This is a genomic window from Actinomadura craniellae, from assembly GCF_003289645.1.
Taxonomy (GTDB): Bacteria; Actinomycetota; Actinomycetes; order Streptosporangiales; family Streptosporangiaceae; genus Actinomadura_D; species Actinomadura_D craniellae.
This window is the reverse complement of sequence record NZ_QLYX01000021.1, coordinates 43,876-62,772: the sequence shown is the minus strand read 5'-3', so window position 1 is coordinate 62,772 and position 18,897 is coordinate 43,876. Positions and strand designations below refer to the sequence as shown.

Genomic DNA, 18,897 nt, shown 5'->3' with positions numbered 1-18,897 from the left:
CATCCGCGAGCGGGGTGCGGTTTGTGGTGGTCGGTCACGGGCAACCCGTCGCCATGATTACTCTGCTCTGGCTCATCGCGGTGGCGCTGATCATCGCCGGTATCTACGTGATCATTGCCCGCAAGGAACTGATCTTCGGGATCGTCCTGATCGTGATCGGCTTCCTGGTCGGCCCCGGCGGCGTCAGCATCTTCAATCCTTGACGCCCGGACCCTGTCCGGCACCTCGACGCCGCCCAGTCCGATACCGCCGCCGCCCGCCCGGAGAACCTCCGGGCGGGCGTCGGTGTATCCGGCCACTACAGTGGCGGGGCAGTACATCGATCGGTGGGGGAGTTGCAGGTGAAGAGCGTCGAGCCCGAGGTGTTCCTGGTCGCGCGGCCCGAGTTGGACTACGAGGAGCTGGCGCGCTACCTGCGGGACGTGGGCGGGGAGAGCTGGCTGGAGCGGTTCGACCGGGGAGACCTGGACGCCGAGCTGAACGACCCGCAGAACCTGGCCGAGTTCGCCGGCCGGCTGTGCTACCGCTCCTGGGAGCCGGGGCTCAACCCCAACGTCAGCCGGGTCCGCACCGACCAGACGCAGTACCTGCAGAACATCCTGCGCAGCATGCACGGCTCGGTGCTGGAGCACGTCAGCTTCAGCTTCGTGCTGCACAACGTCAGCCGGGTGCTCACCCACGAGCTCGCCCGGCACCGCCCCGGGGTGGCCATCTCGCAGGAGTCGCTGCGGTTCGTCCGGCTCCAGGACATCCCCTTCTGGTTCCCCGAGTGGGCCCGGGAGGACGCCGAGCTGATGAAGCGGGCCACCGCGCTGCTGGAGCAGATGGAGGAGTTCCAGGGCTGGATGGCCGGCCACTTCGGTCTCGACGAGGAGGGTGTGCCGTTCGCGGAGAAGAAGCACAAGACCTCCTTCATGCGGCGCTTCGCCCCCGAGGGCGTGGCGACCGGCCTGGTGTGGACGGCCAACGTCCGCACCCTGCGGCACACCCTCGAGGCGCGCACCGCCGCCGGGGCCGAGGAGGAGATCCGGCTGCTGTTCGGCCGGATCGGCGAACTGCTCCGCGCCGAGGCCCCCGCCCTGTTCGGCGACTACACGATCGAGGACGGCGCCTGGATCCCACAGTGGCGCAAGGTCTGACCGGGCGGCCCGGCCAGGGCCGCCCGGCCGGCACTCACCCCTCCAGCGCCGGGTAGTCGGTGTAACCCCGGTGGTCGCCACCGTAGAAGGTGGCGCGGTCGGCCTCGTTGTACGGGCCGCCGGCCCTGATCCGGGCCGGCAGGTCCGGGTTGGCCAGCCAGAGCTCGCCGAGGCTGACCGCGTCGGCCACCCCCTCGGTGAGGGCCGCGGCGGCCGTCTCCACGTCCGCCGGGTAGGAGCCCGGGGTCGGGTGCGGGTTGAGGATCAGGGTGCCCGGCCAGGCGTCCCTGATCCGCCGCGTGACGTCGCGGTTCATCGTCTCCACCACGTGCAGGTACGCCAGGTCGTGGGCCGCCAGGGCGCCGGCCAGTGCGGGGTACACCTCGGCGGGGTCGCTCTCGGCGATGCCGTTGGCCGGGACGCCCGGCGACACCCGCAGCGCGGTCCGCTGCGCGCCGATCGCCTCGCTCACCGCCCGGACGGCCTCGACGGCGAACCTGATCCGGTTCCGCACCGGACCGCCGTACCCATCGGTCCGCCGGTTGGTGTTGTCGGCGAGGAACTGCTGGATCAGGTAGCCGTTGCCGCCGTGCAGTTCCACCCCGTCGAAGCCGGCCTCGATCGCGTTGCGGGCGGCGGCGGCGAAGTCCTGGACGGTCTGGTCGATGTCCTCCGCGGTCATCTCCCGGGGGACGGGGTGGTCGAGCATCTCCGCACCCGTGAACAACTGCTCGCCCGAGGCGATCGGCGAGGGTGCCACGGGCAGCGCGCCGTCCGGGTAGAGGGCGGGGTGGCCGATCCGCCCGGCGTGCATCAGCTGGGCGAAGATCCGCCCGCCGGCGGCGTGTACGGCGCCGGTCACCTGCCGCCACGCCCGGATCTGCTCGGCGGAGTGCAGCCCGGGGGTGTCGATGTAGCCCTGCCCGATCACGCTGGGCTGGGTGCCCTCGGTGACGATCAGCCCGGCGCCCGCCCGTTGCGCGTAGTACTCGGCCGTCAGCGCGCCGACCAGCCCGCCGGCGGCCCGGCTGCGGGTCATCGGCGCCATCACCAGCCGGCTGGGCAGCTCCAGCTTCCCGATGCCGACGGGTGCGAAAAGGTTCTCCACGTTCTTTCCTCCTTGGCTGAAATCGCTGGTTCTGACGCTAGGAACCGGACGGCGCACCCTGAATCCGTACAGTTTCGGGAGTCGTGCCCGTAGTTTTGAGGGGTGCTGTACGGGCGTGACGCGGAGCTGACGGAGATCGACCGGCTGGTCGCCGGGGCGCAGGAGCGCCGGAGCGGGGCCCTGGTGCTGCGCGGCGAGGCGGGGATCGGCAAGTCCGCGCTGCTCGACCACGCGGCGGCCGCGCCCGGTACCCGGGTGCTCCGGGCGGTCGCGGTGGAGCGCGAGGCCGACATGGCGTTCGCCGGGCTGCACCAGCTGCTGTGGCCGGTGCGGGACGGGCTCGACGCGCTGCCCACCCCGCAGGCGACCGCGCTGCGCGCCGCGCTCGGCCTGAACGGCTCGCCCGGGCGGGACGGCTTCCTCACCGGGCTGGCCCTGCTCACCCTGTTCGCCGCACTCGCCGAGGAGAACCCGCTGCTCTGCGTGATTGACGACGCGCAGTGGCTCGACCAGGCGAGCGCGGACGCCCTGCTGTTCGCGGCCCGGCGGATCGCCGCCGAGGGCATCGTCATGATCTTCGCCGCCAGGGACGACGGCTTCCCCGCCCCCGGCCTGCCGGAGCTGAGGCCGTCGCCGCTGGGCCGGGCGGACGCGGTCCGGCTGCTCACCGACCGCGGTGTGTCGCCGGAGGCGCGCGACCGGATCATCGGGGAGGCCAGGGGCTTCCCCCTGGCCCTGCTGGAGTTCGGCACGGGGCCGGGGGACGCCGCGCCGCTGCCGGTCACCGAGCGGGTGCTGGCGGGATTCCAGGCCCGGATCGACCGGCTGCCCGAGAAGACCCGGCTGATGGCGCTGATCGCCGCGGCGGAGGGTCGGGGGTACCTGCCCGCTATGGTGGACGCCGGCCAGGTGCTCGGCGTCGGAGTCGAGCACCTGGGGGACGCCGAGCGGGCGGGCCTGCTGCGGGTGACCGGCGGCATGCTGGAGTTCCGGCACCCGCTGATCCGCTCCGCCGCCTACCAGGCGGCTCCGCTCGCCGGGCGGCTCACCGTGCACCGGGCGCTGGCCGACACGGCCAGCGAGCCCGACTGCCGCGCGGTGCATCTGGCGGCGTCCCAGCCGGTGCCCGACGAGGGCGTGGCGGCCGAGGTGGCGGCACGGGCCGAGCGGGCCCGCGACCGGACCGCGTACGAGGTGGCCGCCATGTGCTACCTCCAGGCGGCCGATCTGTCGCCGGAACCGGACGCGCGTGGCCGGCGGCTGGCCGAGGCGGCGGCCATGGCGATGCGTGCCGGGCGGATCGGCCAGGCGGGCGAGCTGGCGGGCCGGGCCACCGGCCTGCTGGAGTCGCCGCCGGAGCGGGCCCGGCTGGCCGTGGTGCAGGCGGCCGTCGAGTTCGAGGAGGGCGAGCCGCGCGAGGCGGCCCGCCTGCTGATTGATCACGCGGAGCGGACGGACCCCGGGACGGCCGCGTCGATGCTGCGCACCGGGGCCGCCTACGGTTGGTCCGCCGGCGACCCCGGAGCGGTCCGCACGGCGGCGGCACGGCTGCGCGCGGCCGGGCGGCCCGATCCCGTGGTCGAGGGCATGGCCCATCTGGTGGGCGGCGACTACGGGCGCGGGCTGCCCCTGCTGGCCGAGTTCGTCGCCCGGCCGCTGGAGTCGAAGTGCGAGGACGGGACCGAGGGGATGCGCGCCGTCGACGCGGCCCTGCTGCTGGGCGACGACGAGGCCGCACTGGAGCACGCGACGGTCATGGTGGCCCGGTACCGGCGGCTGGGCCTGGCCGGGGAACTGCCCGGCGCGCTGTGCGCCCTGGCCCGGGCGCAGGTGGCGGTCGGGCTGCACCGGGACGCCGCCGCGGGCCTCTCCGAGGCCGCCGAGATCGCCCGGGACATCGGGTTCGGGCACCGGACCGGCCGGCTCGTCGGCGCCGCCGCGCGGATCGCGGCGATCGAAGGCGACGAGGAACGGTGCCGGGAGCTGGCGGCGGGCCTGCCGGAGGCGGCCGCCGTGCTGGGCGTGCTCGACCTCGGCCTGGGCCGGTACGAGGTGGCGCTGCGCGAGTTGGAGGGGGCCTGGTCCGGCGGGACCGGGCGCACCGCGATCCCGGTGCCGGCGGCCGCGGACCAGGTGGAGGCGGCGGTCCGGGCGGGCCTGCCGGAGCGGGCGGAGGAGCCGTTGCGCCGGTTCGAGTCCTGGGCGCGGGCCGGCGGCGGCCGGTCCTGGGCGCAGGCGGTGGCGCTGCGCTCGCGGGCGATCCTGGGCGATGAGGAGCAGCCGTACGCCGAGGCCGTGCGGTTGCACGAGAAGGGCGGGCGGCCGTTCGAGCGGGCCCGGACCGAGCTGCTGTACGGCGAGTGGCTGCGCCGTGCCCGCCGCCGGTCGGATGCCCGGTACCGGCTGCGGTCGGCGCTGGAGGTCTTCGAGCGGTTGGGCGCCGTCCCCTGGGCCGAGCGGACCCGCGCGGAGCTGCGGGCGACGGGGGAGACGGCAGCCGGCCGGCCCGCCCCCGGCCCGCTCGACCGGCTCACCTCGCAGGAGCTCCAGGTCGTCCGGCTGGCCGCGGCCGGGACCAGCAGCCGGGACATCGCGGCGCAGCTTTTCCTCAGCCCTCGGACGGTGGAGTACCACCTCTACAAGGCCTATCCGAAGCTCGGCGTCTCGTCGCGCCGGGAACTGCGCGAGCTCAACCTGAGCCTTTAGGAATCTACAACGTAAAGGCGGCGGGCGTTACCTCCCACGTCATGGGCGCGCGGCCGACCGGCCGGATACCGTCGCACGCGATGACGACCGACTCACTCCAGAACGCGCTCCAGGACACCCGCCCGGTCGGCGAGCGGCTGCGGGCCTGGCGGCAGCGCCGCCGGCTCAGCCAGCTCGAACTGGCCGCCGAGGCCGACGTGTCCACCCGGCACCTGAGCTTCGTGGAGACCGGCCGGTCGGCACCCAGCCGGGCGATGGTGCTGCGCCTGGCCGAGCACCTCGACGTGCCGCTGCGCGACCGTAACCTGCTCCTGGTCGCGGCCGGATACGCACCGGTCTACGCCGAGACCCCGATCGAGGAGCCGAGGATGGACGCGGTGCGGGTGGCGCTGCGACAGGTGCTGGCCGGGCACGAGCCGTATCCGGCGGTGGTGGTCGACCGGTTCTGGAACCTGATCGACGCCAACGCGGCGGCCGGCTTCTTCCTGGAGGGCGCGCCGCCCGAACTGCTGGAGCCGCCGCTGAACGTGCTGCGGTTGAGCATGCATCCCGACGGCCTGGCCCGGCACATCGTGAACCTGGGGGAGTGGCGCGCGCACATGATCGGCCGGGTGCGCCGCCATGTCGCGCTGACCGCCGACGCGGCGCTCACCGACCTCTACCGGGAACTGCGCGACTACCCGGGCGACCGGGCCGGGACGGCCGGGGTGCCGGCCTCCGGCGGTGACGTGGTGGTCCCGCTGCGGCTGCGGATCGACGGCCGCGAGCTGTCCTTCCTCACCACCATCGCGACGTTCGGGACACCGATCGACATCACCGTGGCCGAGCTGGCGATCGAGTCCTTCTACCCGGCCGACCCCGGCACCGCGGACTTCCTGCGTGACCGGGCCGCCGAGCGGACCAGGTCAGACGAATGACGGCGCCCGGTGCGGATATAAAGTCGAGATCATCCGTTCCGCACGCGATGGAGGCGTCGGTTGGCCCTGCACCCGCAGACAGCACGGTTCCTGGACCTGCTCGCCGCCTGGGGAAGCAGCGCGGAGAACCTGCCCACGGTGGCGGATATGCGCGGCGGCCACGCCCGGCGCGAACCGTACCGGGGAGAGTGCCGGGAACTGCCCCAGGTGGCCGACCTGACGGTGCCCGGCCCGGGCGGTGAGATCCCGGTGCGGCTGTACCGCCCCGAGCCGTCCGGCACCGGGCCGCTGCCCGCCCTGGTCTACTTCCACGGCGGCGGCTGGGTGATCGGTGACATCGACAGCGTGGACGCCACCTGCCGGGAACTCGCCGCGGGTGCCGGCTGCGTGGTGCTGAACGTCGGCTACCGGCTGGCCCCCGAGCACCCCTTCCCGGCCGCGGTGGAGGACGCGTGGGCGGTCACCGCCGATGTGGTGGCCCGGCCGGAGCGCTATGGCGCCGACCCGCGGACGGTGGCGGTCGCGGGCGACAGTGCCGGCGGCAACCTGGCGGCGGTCACCGCGCTGCGGGCCCGGGACGAGGGCCTGCCCCTGGCCCACCAGCTGCTGGTCTACCCGGTCACCGACGCCGCGTTCGACACCGCCAGCTACGCCGCGTACGGCCGGGGTCACGGCCTCGACGCCGAGACCATGATCCGGTTCACCGACCTGTACGCGGCCGGGGCCGATCGCCGCGACCCGCTGCTGGCCCCGCTGCGCGCCCCCGACCTGGGCGGTCTCGCCCCCGCCACGGTCGTCACGGCGGAGTGCGACGTGCTGCGGGACGAAGGCGACGCGTACGCGACGCGGCTGGCCGAGGCCGGGGTGGACGTGGCGCATCGCTGCTACGCCGGGATGGTGCACTCCTTCTTCCTGCTGCCGGAGATCTTCGACGACGGGCTGCGCGCCCGCGAGTTCGCGATTGGACGGCTGCGCGCGGCCTTCGCGACCGCCACCGAGCGGGGCAGCGCGGCCTGACGGCCCGCCCGGCCGCCGAACCGGCGAGACCGGGCGGACGCCGCCGTCATCGGCCGGGCTCATCCCTTGACGGTCAGCAGCGGCCGCAACTCGGCGACCGGCTCGGCGACCTCCGCCGCCCGCAGGCTCGACACCACCGGCCCGATGTCCTTGTAGGCCCAGGGCGCCTCCTGCTTGAGGTCGCGCCGCCAGGCCGCGATGACGTCGCGCCGCCGGGCCACCGCCGGGTCGCCGGGGTCCAGCGGGGTGACCACCCGGAACTCCCGCAGGAACGCGTCCAGTTCGGCGTCCCCCGCCCGTGCCGTGGCCCCGCGCGGCACCCGCCGGCCCGCGCCGTGACAGGCGCTGGCCAGGGTGCGCGCGTTGCCCAGGCCGCGCAGCACGAAGCTGGCCGCGCCCATCGAGCCCGGTACGATCACCGGCTCGCCCCACATCGCGTACGGGCCGCCCGCCGTCGCCGCGTACCCCCCGGCCGGGGTGGCGCCCTTGCGGTGCACCGTCCGGGCGCCGTCCTGCCAGAACAGGTTGTGCGGCGCGTCGTACACCACGCGGGCGGCCGGGTCGCCGCACTCGGCCGCCAGCCCGCGCCGCATCATCAGGGACAAAAAGAAGCGGTTGCCGAGCGCGAAGTTGGCCGCGTTGCCGAACGCGTCCAGGTAGCGTCGCAGCGCCCGGGACGCCGGCGCGTCCGGGTCGGCGCCGGGCAGGAACGGCAGGATCTTGTTGCGCGGCCGGGGCAGGCCGGCTGGCCAGGAGGACCGCAGCCCGTCCAGGGCGGTGGCCCCGGCCTGGTGGCCGAGCGCCAGCGAGCCGCTGTGCACCATCGTCACCACCGTGCCGGGCGTCAGCCCCCAGGCGTACGCGGCCCGCGCGTCGTGCACGGCCGAGACGTACTGCAGTTCGGCGAAGTGGTTGCCGCCGCCGACCCCGCCGATGATGCCGTCATGGCCGGCCCCGCCGCTGCCACGGACCCAGTCAGCGAAGGCGTCCGCGCCGCTCGCGGGGAACGCCGCGGCGTGCGCCCGGCCGGTGTCGGCGGCGTCCTCGGGACGCAGCCCGGCCCAGTCGGCGCCGGCGGTGTGCAGCAGCCCCGGCAGCCCCTCGCGCAGCAGCGCCTCGCGCTGGGCCGGGCGCAGCGCGATCCGCCGTCCTCCCTCGAAGAACAGGTGCCGTAGCCGCCGCTCCAGCGCGGCCAGCCGGGGCCTGACCCGGTCGACCGGGAGTCCCGTGGTCTCCAGCCGCATCCCGCAGTTGACGTCGTTGCCCACCGCCTGCGGGAGCAGCGCGCCCTCGGTCTGGACGACGGTGCCGATCGGGACCCCGGCGCCCTTGTGGAAGTCGGGGGTGAGCGCGATCCGGGTGATGCGCGGGGGCGGCCCGGTCAGGCCGGGGGTGGCCTCGGCCAGCCGGTCGAGCGTGTCCGCGGTGTCGAGCAGGGCGAGCACCTCGTCGACGGCGCCCGGCTCCAGCGGGACGTCGGGACCGGCGCAGAGTTCGACGGGGATGTTCCGGCGATGGGGCAGGCGGAGCCAGCGGTCGTCGACGCGGTGCAGGCGGGGATCCTGGCGCGCGCGGGACGCGGAGGAGGACAGGGGGGAGGACATGGAGAACCTTTCGGGCTGCTGGCAGGGAACGCGTCGCCCGAGGAGGGGCGAGGCAGGGCGAAGCGGCGGGCGGACCCGCCGGACCTCCGGTTCAGCAGCCGCGAGGTGGGATCAGGCTAGTGGGCGCCGGCCTGCCCGGTCATCTGGGTTTCCGGCTGGGGCTCGGGGCGGACGGGCTCGCCGAGGTAGCGGGTGACCATGTCGGCGATCATGCGCGCGACCCGCTCGACGGGTTCGGCCGGTAGCATCACATGGCTCATGACCAGCCTGACCGCCGCGTCGGCGACCTCGGCCACCGTCGCGCCGTCCAGCCGCGGCCAGTGGGCGAGCGCGTGGTCGATCAGCCGGGCCCGGGCGGTGAACAGCACCGGCTCGGCCCGGGTGGTGAGCAGTGGCAGTAGTTCGTCGCAGCCCGACCCGGTGAGCACGGCCTTCTTGATCGGATCGTCGGCCGACATCTTCAGGGTGAAGGTCACCGCCGCCGCCACCGCCGTGTACAGATCGTCGTGCTCGGCCAGGATCCGGTCGATGCCGTCCAGGTAGCGGTCGTTGTCGCGCAGCACCAGGGCCTGGGCCAGCCCCCACTTGTCACCGAACTCGTTGTAGACGGTCTGCCGGCTGACCCCGACCGCGTCGGCGACGTCCTGGACGCGTACGCCCCGGTAGCCGTGCTCGGACAGCAACTCGGCGGCCGCGTCGAGCAGCGCGTCGCGCAGGGGTCCTCGCCCGCCGCCCATCCCGCCTCCCTGTCGCCGTGCGCGCCGGGTGCCGCGCGCCCACCATTATCGGTCCCGCGCCCGCTTCGCGGGACCGCAGGGCGGCCTCCCGTGATTTGCTGGAGCCGGGAGACGAGGAGGTCTTCCGCACAGCGGAAGCCCGCTCCGGCGGCACGGGCCGGCCTGCCAGGATCCGGCCCGGGGCCGCACCGCGGCTCCCGTTCGCCGAGGAGAGGAAGAGCGCATGGTCCACCAGGTACGGGGTGTGGTCGCCCGGCAGAAGGGCGCGCCGGTCGCCGTCGAGACGATCCTGGTGCCCGATCCCGGTCCGGGGGAGGCCCTGGTCCAGGTCCGGTCGTGCGGGGTGTGCCACACCGACCTGCACTACCGCGAGGGCGGCATCAACGACGAGTTCCCGTTCCTGCTGGGGCACGAGGCCGCCGGGGTCGTGGAGGCGGTGGGCGAGGGCGTGACCGAGGTCGAGCCGGGCGACTACGTGATTCTGAACTGGCGGGCGGTGTGCGGGCAGTGCCGGGCCTGCCTGCGCGGGCGTCCGTGGTACTGCTTCGCCACGCACAACGCCGTCCAGAAGATGACGCTGGCGGACGGCACCGCGCTGTCGCCTGCCCTGGGCATCGGGGCGTTCGCGGACAAGACCCTGGTCGCCGCGGGCCAGTGCACCAAGGTCGACCCCGCGGCGTCCCCCGCCGCGGCGGGCCTGCTGGGCTGCGGTGTGATGGCCGGGATCGGGGCCGCGATCAATACCGGCGGCGTCGGCCGCGGCGACTCGGTGGCGGTGATCGGCTGCGGCGGGGTCGGCGACGCGGCCGTGGCCGGGGCCCGGCTGGCCGGCGCGGCGAAGATCATCGCGGTGGACGTCGACGACCGCAAGCTGGAGTGGGCGCGGGGGTTCGGCGCCACCCACACCGTGAACGCCCGGACGGCCGACCCGGTGGAGACGATCCGCGAGCTCACCGGCGGGCACGGCGCCGACGTGGTGATCGAGGCCGTCGGCCGGCCGGAGACCTACGAGCAGGCGTTCTACGCCCGAGACCTGGCCGGGACGGTCGTGCTGGTCGGTGTGCCGACCCCGGAGATGAAGATCGAACTGCCGCTGCTGGAGGTGTTCGGCCGGGGCGGCGCGCTGAAGTCCTCCTGGTACGGCGACTGCCTGCCGTCCCGCGACTTCCCCATGCTGATCGACCTGTACCTGCAGGGCCGGCTCGACCTGGACGGGTTCGTCTCCGAGACGATCGCCCTGGACGGTGTGGAGGCCGCCTTCGACAAGATGCACCGCGGCGAGGTGCTGCGCTCGGTGGTGCTGCTGTGATCGGGCATCTGGTCACGTCCGGGACGTTCACGCTGGATGGCGGGAGCTGGGACGTCGACAACAACGTCTGGCTGGTGGGCGACGACCGCGAGGTGGTGGTGATCGACGCGGCGCACGACGCTGAGGCGATCGCCGCCGCGGTCGGCGACCGGCGGCTGACGGCGATCGTGTGCACGCATGCGCATAACGACCATGTCAACGCCGCCGCCGCGCTGGCCGACCGGCTGGGCGCGCCGATCTGGCTGCACCCGGCCGACGAGGTGCTGTGGGAGATGACCTATCCCGACCGGTCCCCGGACGCGCCGCTGGCCGACGACCAGGAGATCGTGGTGGCCGGCACGGTGCTGCGGGTGATGCACACGCCCGGCCACGCGCCCGGCGCCGTCTGCCTGTACGCGCCGGAGCTGGAGACCGTCTTCTCCGGCGACACCCTCTTCGGCGGCGGCCCGGGGGCGACCGGCCGGTCCTACTCCGATTTCGGCACCATCATCGACTCGCTGCGCACCAAGGTGCTGACGCTGCCGCCGGAGACCGTGGTCCGCACCGGCCACGGCGAGAGCACCGAGATCGGCACCGAGGCGCCCCACCTCGCCGAGTGGATCGCCCGCGGTCACTGACCGGTACCGCCGAGAAAAGCCCGTCACCGAAGAAATCGGTGGCGGGCTCCGTCGTTGGTAGGGCAGGCACTATCCTGAAATAGCGAATAAAATCAGGAAACCCCCACTAATTCTACCACAGGGAGTATTTTTGTCAAGTCAGGAGATCGCCCGCGAGCAGGCGTACGTCTCGATGCTCTACACCCGGCTCGACGACCTGCGCGAACGGACCGCATGCCGGCTCGCCCGCACCCTGACGGAGGGCGACGGCACCCCGCGCGGCCTGGCCGAGCGCGACGCCGCAGCGCACCGGTACGCCGACCGACTGGCCCAGGTCGAGGCGGCCGAGCACGGGCTGTGCTTCGGCCGCCTCGACCTGCACGGCGGCGAGCGCCGCTACGTTGGGCGGATCGGCCTCTTCGCCGAGTCTGCCGAGGGCGACCCGCTGCTGGTGGACTGGCGGGCGTCCGCGGCCCGCCCCTTCTACGTCGCCACCGCCGTCTCGCCCGAGGGCGTCCGCCGCCGACGGCACCTGCGCACCCGCCGCCGGACCGTGACGGGCGTTGACGACGAGGTGCTCGACTCGACCGCCGGCCCGGGCACGGACGCCGGCCCGGCGGGCGAGGCCGCCCTGCTGGCCGCGCTCACCGCCGACCGGACCGGCCGGATGGCCGACATCGTCGAGACCCTCCAGGCTGAGCAGGATCGGATCGTCCGCTCGTCCCACCCGGGGGTGCTCGTGGTGCAGGGCGGGCCGGGCACCGGGAAGACCGCGGTCGCGCTGCACCGGGCGGCGTACCTGCTCTACACGCACCGGGACCGGCTGGCCCGCCGGGGCGTGCTGGTCGTCGGCCCCAGCCCCGCCTTCCTCGGCTACGTGGGCCAGGTGCTGCCCGCGCTCGGCGAGACCGGAGTGGTGCTGGCCACGCTCGGCGACCTGTTCCCCGGGACGCCGGCGCACGCGGAGGAATCGCCCGCGAGCGCCGAGATCAAGGGCCGGGCCGCGATGACGGAGGTGCTGGCCGCCGCCGTACGCGACCGCCAGCGCGCCCCGGCGGACGGGCTGGAGGTCGTGGTCGACCGGCAACGGCTGCGGGTCGGCCCGAACCGGTGCGCCCGCGCGCGGGACCGGGCCCGCGCCACCCGCCTGCCGCACAACCAGGCCCGGCCGGTCTTCCTGGCCGAGATGCTCGACGCGCTGGCCGCCGCGGCCGCCGCCCGGCTGTCCGCGGGCATCGAGGCCGGCGCGGACCTGCTCGGCGCGGACGAGATCGAGGACCTGCGCCGGGACCTGGCCGCCGCCCCCGGGGTGCGGGCGGCGCTGAACGACCTGTGGCCGGCCCTGACACCACAGCGGCTGCTGGCGGACCTGTTCGCCGACCCCACCAGGCTCGCGGCCGCCGCCCCCGGGCTGCCGGCGGCCGAGCGGGACCTGCTGCGGCGCGCCCCGGACGCTGACTGGGCGGAGGCGGATGTGCCCCTGCTCGACGAGGCGGCCGAACTGCTCGGCACGGACGACCGGGCGGAGCGGGCGCGGCGGGAGCGCGGTCGCCGGGCGGAGGTCGACTACGCCCAGGGCGTGCTCGACATCGTGACGGGCTCGCGCTCCATCGACGCCGAGGACGAGGCCGATCCGGAGACCTTCTCGGCGGCCGACCTGATGGACGCGGCGGCCCTGGCCGACCGGCTCGAGGCGGGACCCCGCGGCACGGTGGCCGAGCGGGCGGCGGCCGACCGGACCTGGACGTTCGGGCACGTCATCGTGGACGAGGCGCAGGAGTTGTCGCCGATGGCCTGGCGGCTGCTGATGCGGCGCTGCCCCAGCCGGTCGATGACGGTAGTCGGCGACCTCGCCCAGACCGGCGACCTCTCGGGAGCGTCCTCCTGGGCGGAGATCTTCACGCCCTATGTCGGGGACCGGTGGCGGCTGGAACGGCTGACCGTCAACTACCGGACGCCCGCCGAGATCATGGCGGTCGCCGGCCGGCTCCGCCGGGACGACGAGGCCCCCAGGTCGGTCCGGTCGGGCGGGGTCCGGCCCTGGCGGGAACCGATCGGCCCGGCGGGTGTCGGACCGATCGTGGCCCGCGAGGCCGCCGCGGTGGGCGCCGGACGGCTGGCCGTGCTGGTGCCCACCGCCCTGCTCGACGAGGTGCGCCGCCAGGTCGTGGCCGCCGTCCCCGGCGCCACCGGCGGCGCGGGGGCCGACCTGACGGGCACCGTGGTGGTGCTGAGCGTCCGGCAGGCCAAGGGACTGGAGTTCGACACGGTGATCGTCGTGGAGCCCGCCCGGATCCTGGCCGAGTCGCTGCGCGGCCGCGGCGACCTGTACGTGGCGCTGACCCGGGCCACCCGGCGGCTGGGCATCGTTCACACCGGTGAGCTGCCGGTTCCGCCGGGCCCAGTCTCCCCGCGGCGGTGATCTCGTCGGGACGCTCGGGCGGAGACCGAAAACCTGCCCGATAAGGTCGGCAGAGAGGCGGCCGCGCGGAATTCGGGGAGATCCGAGTGATTCGGAGCGCGCCGGGCGAGGAGGTGAGGGCGCATGAGCACCCAGGCCGAAGAGGTTCCGCAGCGGATCTGGACGGTGCCGAATCTGCTCAGCTTCGCCCGGCTGGCCGGTGTCCCGTTGTTCCTGTGGCTGGTGCTGGCCGAGCTCGACTGGTGGGCGCTGGGGCTGCTGGTCTTCGCCGGCCTCTCCGACTGGCTCGACGGCAAGCTGGCCCGCGTCCTCGGCCAGACCAGCCGGCTCGGCATCGTCCTGGACCCGGCCGCCGACCGGCTGTACATCCTGGCCACCCTGATCGGGCTGACGGCGCGCGAGATCATCCCGGTCTGGCTGGTGGTGTTGCTGGTGGCCCGCGAACTCGCCCTGGTGCCGATCTACCCGATCATGCGCCGGCTGGGGTACAGCGGCACCCTGCCGGTGCACTTCATCGGCAAGGCGGCCACGATGTGCCTGCTGTACGCGTTCCCGCTGCTGCTGCTGGGCGACCACGCCGGCGCGGCCGCCGAGGCAGGCAAGATCATCGGTTGGGCGTTCGTCATTTGGGGAACGGCCCTCTACTGGTGGGCGGCCGTCCTTTACGGCGCTCAGGTGCGCCACCTCATTCTGGCTGACCGCGCTCGCCCCGAGGAAACGGAGCAAGGCCGATGAAAGCCGTCGTGATGGCGGGCGGGGAGGGGACCCGGCTGCGGCCGATGACCGCCAACCAGCCGAAGCCGCTGCTCCCCGTGGTCAACCGGCCGATCATGGAGCATGTGCTGCGGCTGCTCAAACGGCACGGGTTCACCGAGACGGTGGTGACCGTCCAGTTCCTGGCCGCGCTGATCCGCAACTACTTCGGCGACGGCGAAGAACTGGGGATGTCGCTGTACTACGCCACCGAGGAGGTGCCGCTCGGCACGGCCGGCAGCGTCAGGAACGCCCAGGAGGCGCTGCGCGACGACCGCTTCCTGGTGATCTCGGGGGACGCCCTCACCGACATCGACCTGACCGACATGGTGCGCTTCCACAAGGAGAGCGGCGCGCTGGTCACCATCGGCCTCAAGCGGATGCCCAACCCGCTGGAGTTCGGCATCATCATCGTCGACGAGGCGGGCCGCATCCAGCGCTTCCTGGAGAAGCCCACCTGGGGCCAGGTCTTCTCCGACACCGTCAACACCGGCATCTACGTGATGGAGCCCGAGGTCCTGGACCGGGTCACCGCGGGCGAGTCGGTCGACTGGTCCAGCGACGTCTTCCCCGAACTCCTCGCCGAGGGCGCCCCCCTCTACGGTTACGTGGCCGACTGCTACTGGGAGGACGTCGGCACCCACGAGAGCTACCTCAAGGCCCAGGCCGACATGCTCTCGGGCAAGGTCGACGTCGAGATGGACGGCTTCGAGGTCTCGCCCGGCGTCTGGCAGGCCGAGGGCGCCGAGGTCGATCCCGGGGCCGTGCTGAAGGGCCCGCTCTACATCGGCGACTACGCCAAGGTCGAGGCCGGTGTGGAACTGCGCGAGTTCACCGTGCTCGGCAGCAACGTGGTGGTCAAGGAGGGCGCGTTCCTGCACCGCGCGGTGGTGCACGACAACGTGTTCGTCGGCCCCTCCACCAACCTGCGCGGCTGTGTCGTCGGCAAGAACACCGACGTGATGGCCGGCGCCCGGGTGGAGGAGGGCGCCGTCGTCGGCGACGAGTGCGTCATCGAGGCCGAGGCGTACCTGTCCAGCGAGGTCAAGATCTACCCCTTCAAGACGATCGAGGCCGGCGCGGTCGTCAACACCAGTGTCATCTGGGAGTCGCGCGGCCAGCGCACCCTGTTCGGCCCCCGCGGCGTCTCCGGGCTGATCAACGTGGAGATCACCCCGGAACTGGCCGTCCGGCTGGCCAGCGCCTACGCCACCACCCTCAAGAAGGGCGCCACCGTGATCACCGCGCGGGACGCCTCGCGGGCGGCCCGCACGCTCAAGCGGGCGGTGATCAGCGCGCTCACCGCCAGCGCGATCAACGTGGCCGACCTGGAAGCGGCCCCGCTGCCGGTGGCCCGGTTCGAGACCGCCCGGGAGGACTGCACCGGCGGGGTGGTGATCCGCACCACCCCCGGCGACCCGCAGGGCGTCGACATCCTCTTCCTGGACGCCGACGGCGCCGACCTGTCGCAGGCCGCGCAGCGCAAGCTGGAGCGGGTGTTCGGCCGGCAGGAGTACCGCCGGGCCTTCCCCGGAGAGATCGCCGAGCTGAGCTACCCGGCGCGCATCGCCGAGACCTACAGCCGCGACCTGCTGAGCCGGGTGGACATGAAGGGCGTCCCCGAGGCCGAACTGAAGATCGTGCTCGACTGTGCCGGCGGGGTGGCCTCGCTGCTGCTGCCCACGCTGCTCGGCCGGATCGGCGTCGACGTGCTCACCATGAACGGCCGGCTCGACGAGACCAGCCCCACCGAGACCCCGGCCGAGCGGGCGCGCGACCTGCGGCGGCTGGGCGAACTGGTGGCCTCGTCCCGGGCCGCGTTCGGGGTGCGCTTCGACCCCGTGGGGGAGCGGATCTCCCTGGTCGACGAGAACGGCACGCCGATCGACGACGACCGGGCGCTGCTCGTGGTGCTCGACCTGATCGCGGCCGAACGCTGCGGCGGCCGGGTGGCGCTGCCGGTGACCACCACCCGGGTGGCCGAGCAGGTGTGCCGGTTCCACGGCGTCCGGGTGGAGTGGACCTCCACCTCCCAGGACGTGCTGACCAAGGCGGCGGCCGCTCCCGACATCATCTTCGCCGCCGACGGGCGCGGCGGCTTCGTGCTGCCGGAGTTCAGCTCCACGATCGACGGGATCGCCGCGTTCGTCCGGCTGCTCGGGCTGGTGGCCCGGACCCGGCTGACGCTGTCGCAGATCGAGCAGCGCATCCCCGACGCCCATCTGCTGCGCCGGTCGGTGCCCACCCCCTGGGCGGCTAAGGGCAGCGTGATGCGTCATGTCGTCGAGGCCGCGGGGGAGCGGACGGTCGACACCACCGACGGTGTACGGGTCGTCGAGGGCGACGGCAGCTGGGTGCTGGTGCTGCCCGACCCGTCCGAGGCGGTCACCCACCTGTGGGCCGAGGGGTCCGGCGGTGACGCCGCCCAGATCCTGCTGGAACGCTGGGCCGAGGTCGTCGAGCGCGCCGGCTCCTGACCGGCGACCGCCGATTTGGCGGGGGTTGCCATGATGGGGCGGTGACCGAGCCGAACCCCGCCGAGGAGCCGTCCGGGTGGAGCCCCGGATGGCACCGGCCGGACGCGTCGATGTCGCTGCTGGCAGACCTGCTGGGCGAGCAGGCGCTCGACCCCGGCTACGCCGCGGCGGCCGCCCGCCGTGGGAACCGCCCCCCGCCGCGCCGCGGCGGGATGCTCCTGGTCCTGGTCCTGACGGGCGTGCTGATCGCGGTCGCGGCCGAGCAGGTGCGCCGCAGCGAGCCGGTGGCCCAGCAGCAGCGGTCCCGGCTGATCGAGGAGGTCCGCGACCGCACGGCCGCGACCGACGAACTGCAACGGCGGCTGGACCGGTTGCGCGCCGAGACCGAGCGGCTGCGTGCCGCCGCGCTGGCGCGCAGCGACGCCGGCCGCCGTGTCCGGGAGGAACTGCGCCGGGCCGGCGAGGCCGCGGCGGCCGTGCCCGTCGCCGGGGAGGGGCTGGTGGTCACCCTCGACGACGCCCGGCCCCCGGCGGGCGAGGAGGAGCTCGGCCCCGGGGCCGCCGGGCTGGTCTACGATCAGGACCTCCAACTGCTCGTCAACGGGCTGTGGGCGGCGGGCGCCGTCGCCGTCGGGATCAACGGGCTGCGGCTGACGTCCACCACGGCCATCCGTGCGGCGGGGGAGGCGATCCTGGTGGATTACCGGCCGCTGACGCCCCCGTACCGGGTGACCGCCCTGGGCGACCGCGACCGCTTGCACGCGGCCTTCACCGGATCGGCCGCCGCCCGGCGGCTGCACGTCATCGAGAAGCGGTTCGCGATCCGGTTCGAGGTGCGCCGGGCGGACGAGGTGCGGCTGCCCGGCGCGGGGTCGCTGCGGCTGCGTCACGCGGGGGAACCCCACGGGAAGGAGGTGCCGGAGTGATCGCGCTGCTGGGCCTCGTGCTCGGAGTGGCCCTGGGCCTGATGCTGCAACCCGACGTGCCGCTGTGGTTGCAGCCGTACCTGCCGATCGCGATCGTGGCCGCCCTGGACGCCATGCTCGGCGGCGTCCGGGCCCGGCTCGAGGGCGTCTTCGACGAGAAGGTGTTCGTCGTCTCGTTCCTCAGCAACACCGTCATCGCGGCTCTGATCGTCTTCCTCGGAGACCAGCTCGGGGTCGGTTCGCAACTGTCCACGGGGGTGGTCGTGGTCCTCGGCATCCGCATCTTCTCCAACGCCGCCGCCATCCGCCGGAAGTTGTTCCGCGCATGAGCGGCGAGGAGCCGGGGCGGGCGGCCCGCGGCCTGCTGGAACTGCTGCGCCCCCGGGCCACCCGGGGGCAGTTGGCGGGCGGTCTGCTGTGCCTGCTGCTGGGCTTTGCGGTGGTGGCCCAGGTGCGTTCCACCCAGGCCGACACCACGTTCGCCACCGCCCGGCAGGACGAGCTCGTCGGGATCCTCTCCGACCTGTCCCAGCGTTCGGAGCGGCTGCGCGGCGACATCAGGGATCTGGAGGGCACCCGCGACAGCCTGGCCCGCGACGGGGAGGGCGAGGCGGCGCTGGCGGAGGCGCGCCGGCGCGCCGCGACGTACGGGATCCTCGCCGGCACGCTGCCCGCCACCGGCCCGGGGATCGAAGTGACCATCGACGACCCGGCGGGACGGATCCGGGCGGACACGCTGCTCGACACCCTCCAGGAACTGCGCGACGCGGGTGCCGAGGTGATCCAGGTGGGCGACGTCCGGGTGGGCGTGAACACCTACTTCACCGATCCGCCCGGCGGCGGGGTCGTCGAGGTCGACGGCCGCCGTCTCCAGCCCCCGTACCGGTTCCTGGCGATCGGGGACCCGCATACCTTGACCACCGCCCTCAACATCCCCGGCGGGGTGATGAAGACCGTCGAGGGTCTTGGGGCCGGCGGATCGATCGTGCAACGACAAAAGATCGCCATCAGCGCGGTACGGTCTCCTTGAGAGGGTGTTCCGGGTCACTCGCCGCAGGTGGCCCGCGCGGCGGCGTAGACCTGCGATCATTGGCGAAGGTAGCTTGGGGGCGGCCGGAAACCGGTCCAGGTTGACCCTCGGGGCCCGCCCCGCGTAGGTTGCGGCAACCGTCGTCTTGACGACGGG

General features: G+C 74.0%; 16 protein-coding genes. 13 read left to right on the top strand and 3 right to left on the bottom strand.

Annotated features, from left to right (window positions below):
- Window positions 1-23: 23 nt before the first annotated feature.
- Both DPM19_RS31970 and thyX read left to right on the top strand, forming a co-directional pair.
- The gene (locus DPM19_RS31970) at window positions 24-203 is read left to right on the top strand and encodes a GPGG-motif small membrane protein (RefSeq protein ID WP_111871823.1); all 180 of its coding nucleotides are present in this window, start codon (window positions 24-26) and stop codon (window positions 201-203) included.
- A 138-nt stretch (window positions 204-341) separates the two neighbouring features.
- A complete protein-coding gene (gene thyX, locus DPM19_RS31965) occupies window positions 342-1,139 on the top strand; it encodes an FAD-dependent thymidylate synthase (protein WP_111871822.1) in 798 nt (265 codons plus the stop codon).
- Window positions 1,140-1,173: 34 nt separating this feature from the next.
- Here the strand turns inward: thyX and DPM19_RS31960 are convergent, their stop codons facing one another.
- Complete coding sequence (locus DPM19_RS31960; RefSeq protein ID WP_111871821.1) at window positions 1,174-2,247, bottom strand: alkene reductase; 1,074 nt, start codon at window positions 2,245-2,247, stop codon at window positions 1,174-1,176.
- Window positions 2,248-2,349: 102 nt separating this feature from the next.
- On the opposite strand from DPM19_RS31960, the gene DPM19_RS31955 reads away from it, so the two are divergent.
- The 3 genes from DPM19_RS31955 to DPM19_RS31945 all read left to right on the top strand — a co-directional run bounded on the left by DPM19_RS31955 (window position 2,350) and on the right by DPM19_RS31945 (window position 6,887).
- Entirely contained in the window at window positions 2,350-4,953 is a 2,604-nt protein-coding gene (locus DPM19_RS31955; RefSeq protein ID WP_111871820.1) for an AAA family ATPase, read from the top strand.
- An 80-nt stretch (window positions 4,954-5,033) separates the two neighbouring features.
- Window positions 5,034-5,870: an MmyB family transcriptional regulator gene (locus DPM19_RS31950; RefSeq protein WP_111871878.1), complete on the top strand. Its 837-nt coding sequence runs from the start codon at window positions 5,034-5,036 to the stop codon at window positions 5,868-5,870.
- Window positions 5,871-5,930: 60 nt separating this feature from the next.
- A complete protein-coding gene (locus tag DPM19_RS31945) occupies window positions 5,931-6,887 on the top strand; it encodes an alpha/beta hydrolase (protein WP_111871819.1) in 957 nt (318 codons plus the stop codon).
- Window positions 6,888-6,946: 59 nt separating this feature from the next.
- Here DPM19_RS31945 and DPM19_RS31940 read toward each other — a convergent pair whose 3' ends face one another.
- Both DPM19_RS31940 and DPM19_RS31935 read right to left on the bottom strand, forming a co-directional pair.
- Complete coding sequence (locus DPM19_RS31940) at window positions 6,947-8,491, bottom strand: RtcB family protein (protein WP_111871818.1); 1,545 nt, start codon at window positions 8,489-8,491, stop codon at window positions 6,947-6,949.
- A gap of 116 nt (window positions 8,492-8,607) precedes the next feature.
- Complete coding sequence (locus tag DPM19_RS31935) at window positions 8,608-9,228, bottom strand: TetR family transcriptional regulator (RefSeq protein WP_111871817.1); 621 nt, start codon at window positions 9,226-9,228, stop codon at window positions 8,608-8,610.
- Window positions 9,229-9,451: 223 nt separating this feature from the next.
- On the opposite strand from DPM19_RS31935, the gene DPM19_RS31930 reads away from it, so the two are divergent.
- The 8 genes from DPM19_RS31930 (at window position 9,452) to DPM19_RS31895 (ending at window position 18,741) form a co-directional block, all read left to right on the top strand.
- Window positions 9,452-10,537: an S-(hydroxymethyl)mycothiol dehydrogenase gene (locus DPM19_RS31930; protein WP_111871816.1), complete on the top strand. Its 1,086-nt coding sequence runs from the start codon at window positions 9,452-9,454 to the stop codon at window positions 10,535-10,537.
- Entirely contained in the window at window positions 10,534-11,154 is a 621-nt protein-coding gene (locus DPM19_RS31925) for an MBL fold metallo-hydrolase (RefSeq protein WP_111871815.1), read from the top strand. The genes DPM19_RS31930 and DPM19_RS31925 overlap by 4 nt, the downstream gene beginning before the upstream one ends.
- A 130-nt stretch (window positions 11,155-11,284) precedes the next feature.
- The gene (locus tag DPM19_RS31920) at window positions 11,285-13,555 is read left to right on the top strand and encodes a HelD family protein (protein ID WP_325050314.1); all 2,271 of its coding nucleotides are present in this window, start codon (window positions 11,285-11,287) and stop codon (window positions 13,553-13,555) included.
- Window positions 13,556-13,678: 123 nt separating this feature from the next.
- Window positions 13,679-14,290 (top strand): CDP-alcohol phosphatidyltransferase family protein, encoded by a 612-nt coding sequence (locus tag DPM19_RS31915; RefSeq protein WP_111871813.1) that lies wholly within the window; start codon window positions 13,679-13,681, stop codon window positions 14,288-14,290.
- A complete protein-coding gene (locus DPM19_RS31910) occupies window positions 14,287-16,785 on the top strand; it encodes a mannose-1-phosphate guanyltransferase (RefSeq protein WP_111871812.1) in 2,499 nt (832 codons plus the stop codon). Before DPM19_RS31915 ends, DPM19_RS31910 begins: the two co-directional genes overlap by 4 nt.
- 41 nt (window positions 16,786-16,826) lie before the next feature.
- The gene (locus DPM19_RS31905) at window positions 16,827-17,711 is read left to right on the top strand and encodes a DUF881 domain-containing protein (RefSeq protein WP_111871811.1); all 885 of its coding nucleotides are present in this window, start codon (window positions 16,827-16,829) and stop codon (window positions 17,709-17,711) included.
- Window positions 17,708-18,040: a small basic family protein gene (locus DPM19_RS31900; protein WP_111871810.1), complete on the top strand. Its 333-nt coding sequence runs from the start codon at window positions 17,708-17,710 to the stop codon at window positions 18,038-18,040. The genes DPM19_RS31905 and DPM19_RS31900 overlap by 4 nt, the downstream gene beginning before the upstream one ends.
- Window positions 18,037-18,741, top strand: a complete 705-nt coding sequence (locus DPM19_RS31895; RefSeq protein ID WP_111871809.1) for a DUF881 domain-containing protein — start codon at window positions 18,037-18,039, stop codon at window positions 18,739-18,741. The genes DPM19_RS31900 and DPM19_RS31895 overlap by 4 nt, the downstream gene beginning before the upstream one ends.
- Window positions 18,742-18,897: the final 156 nt, after the last annotated feature.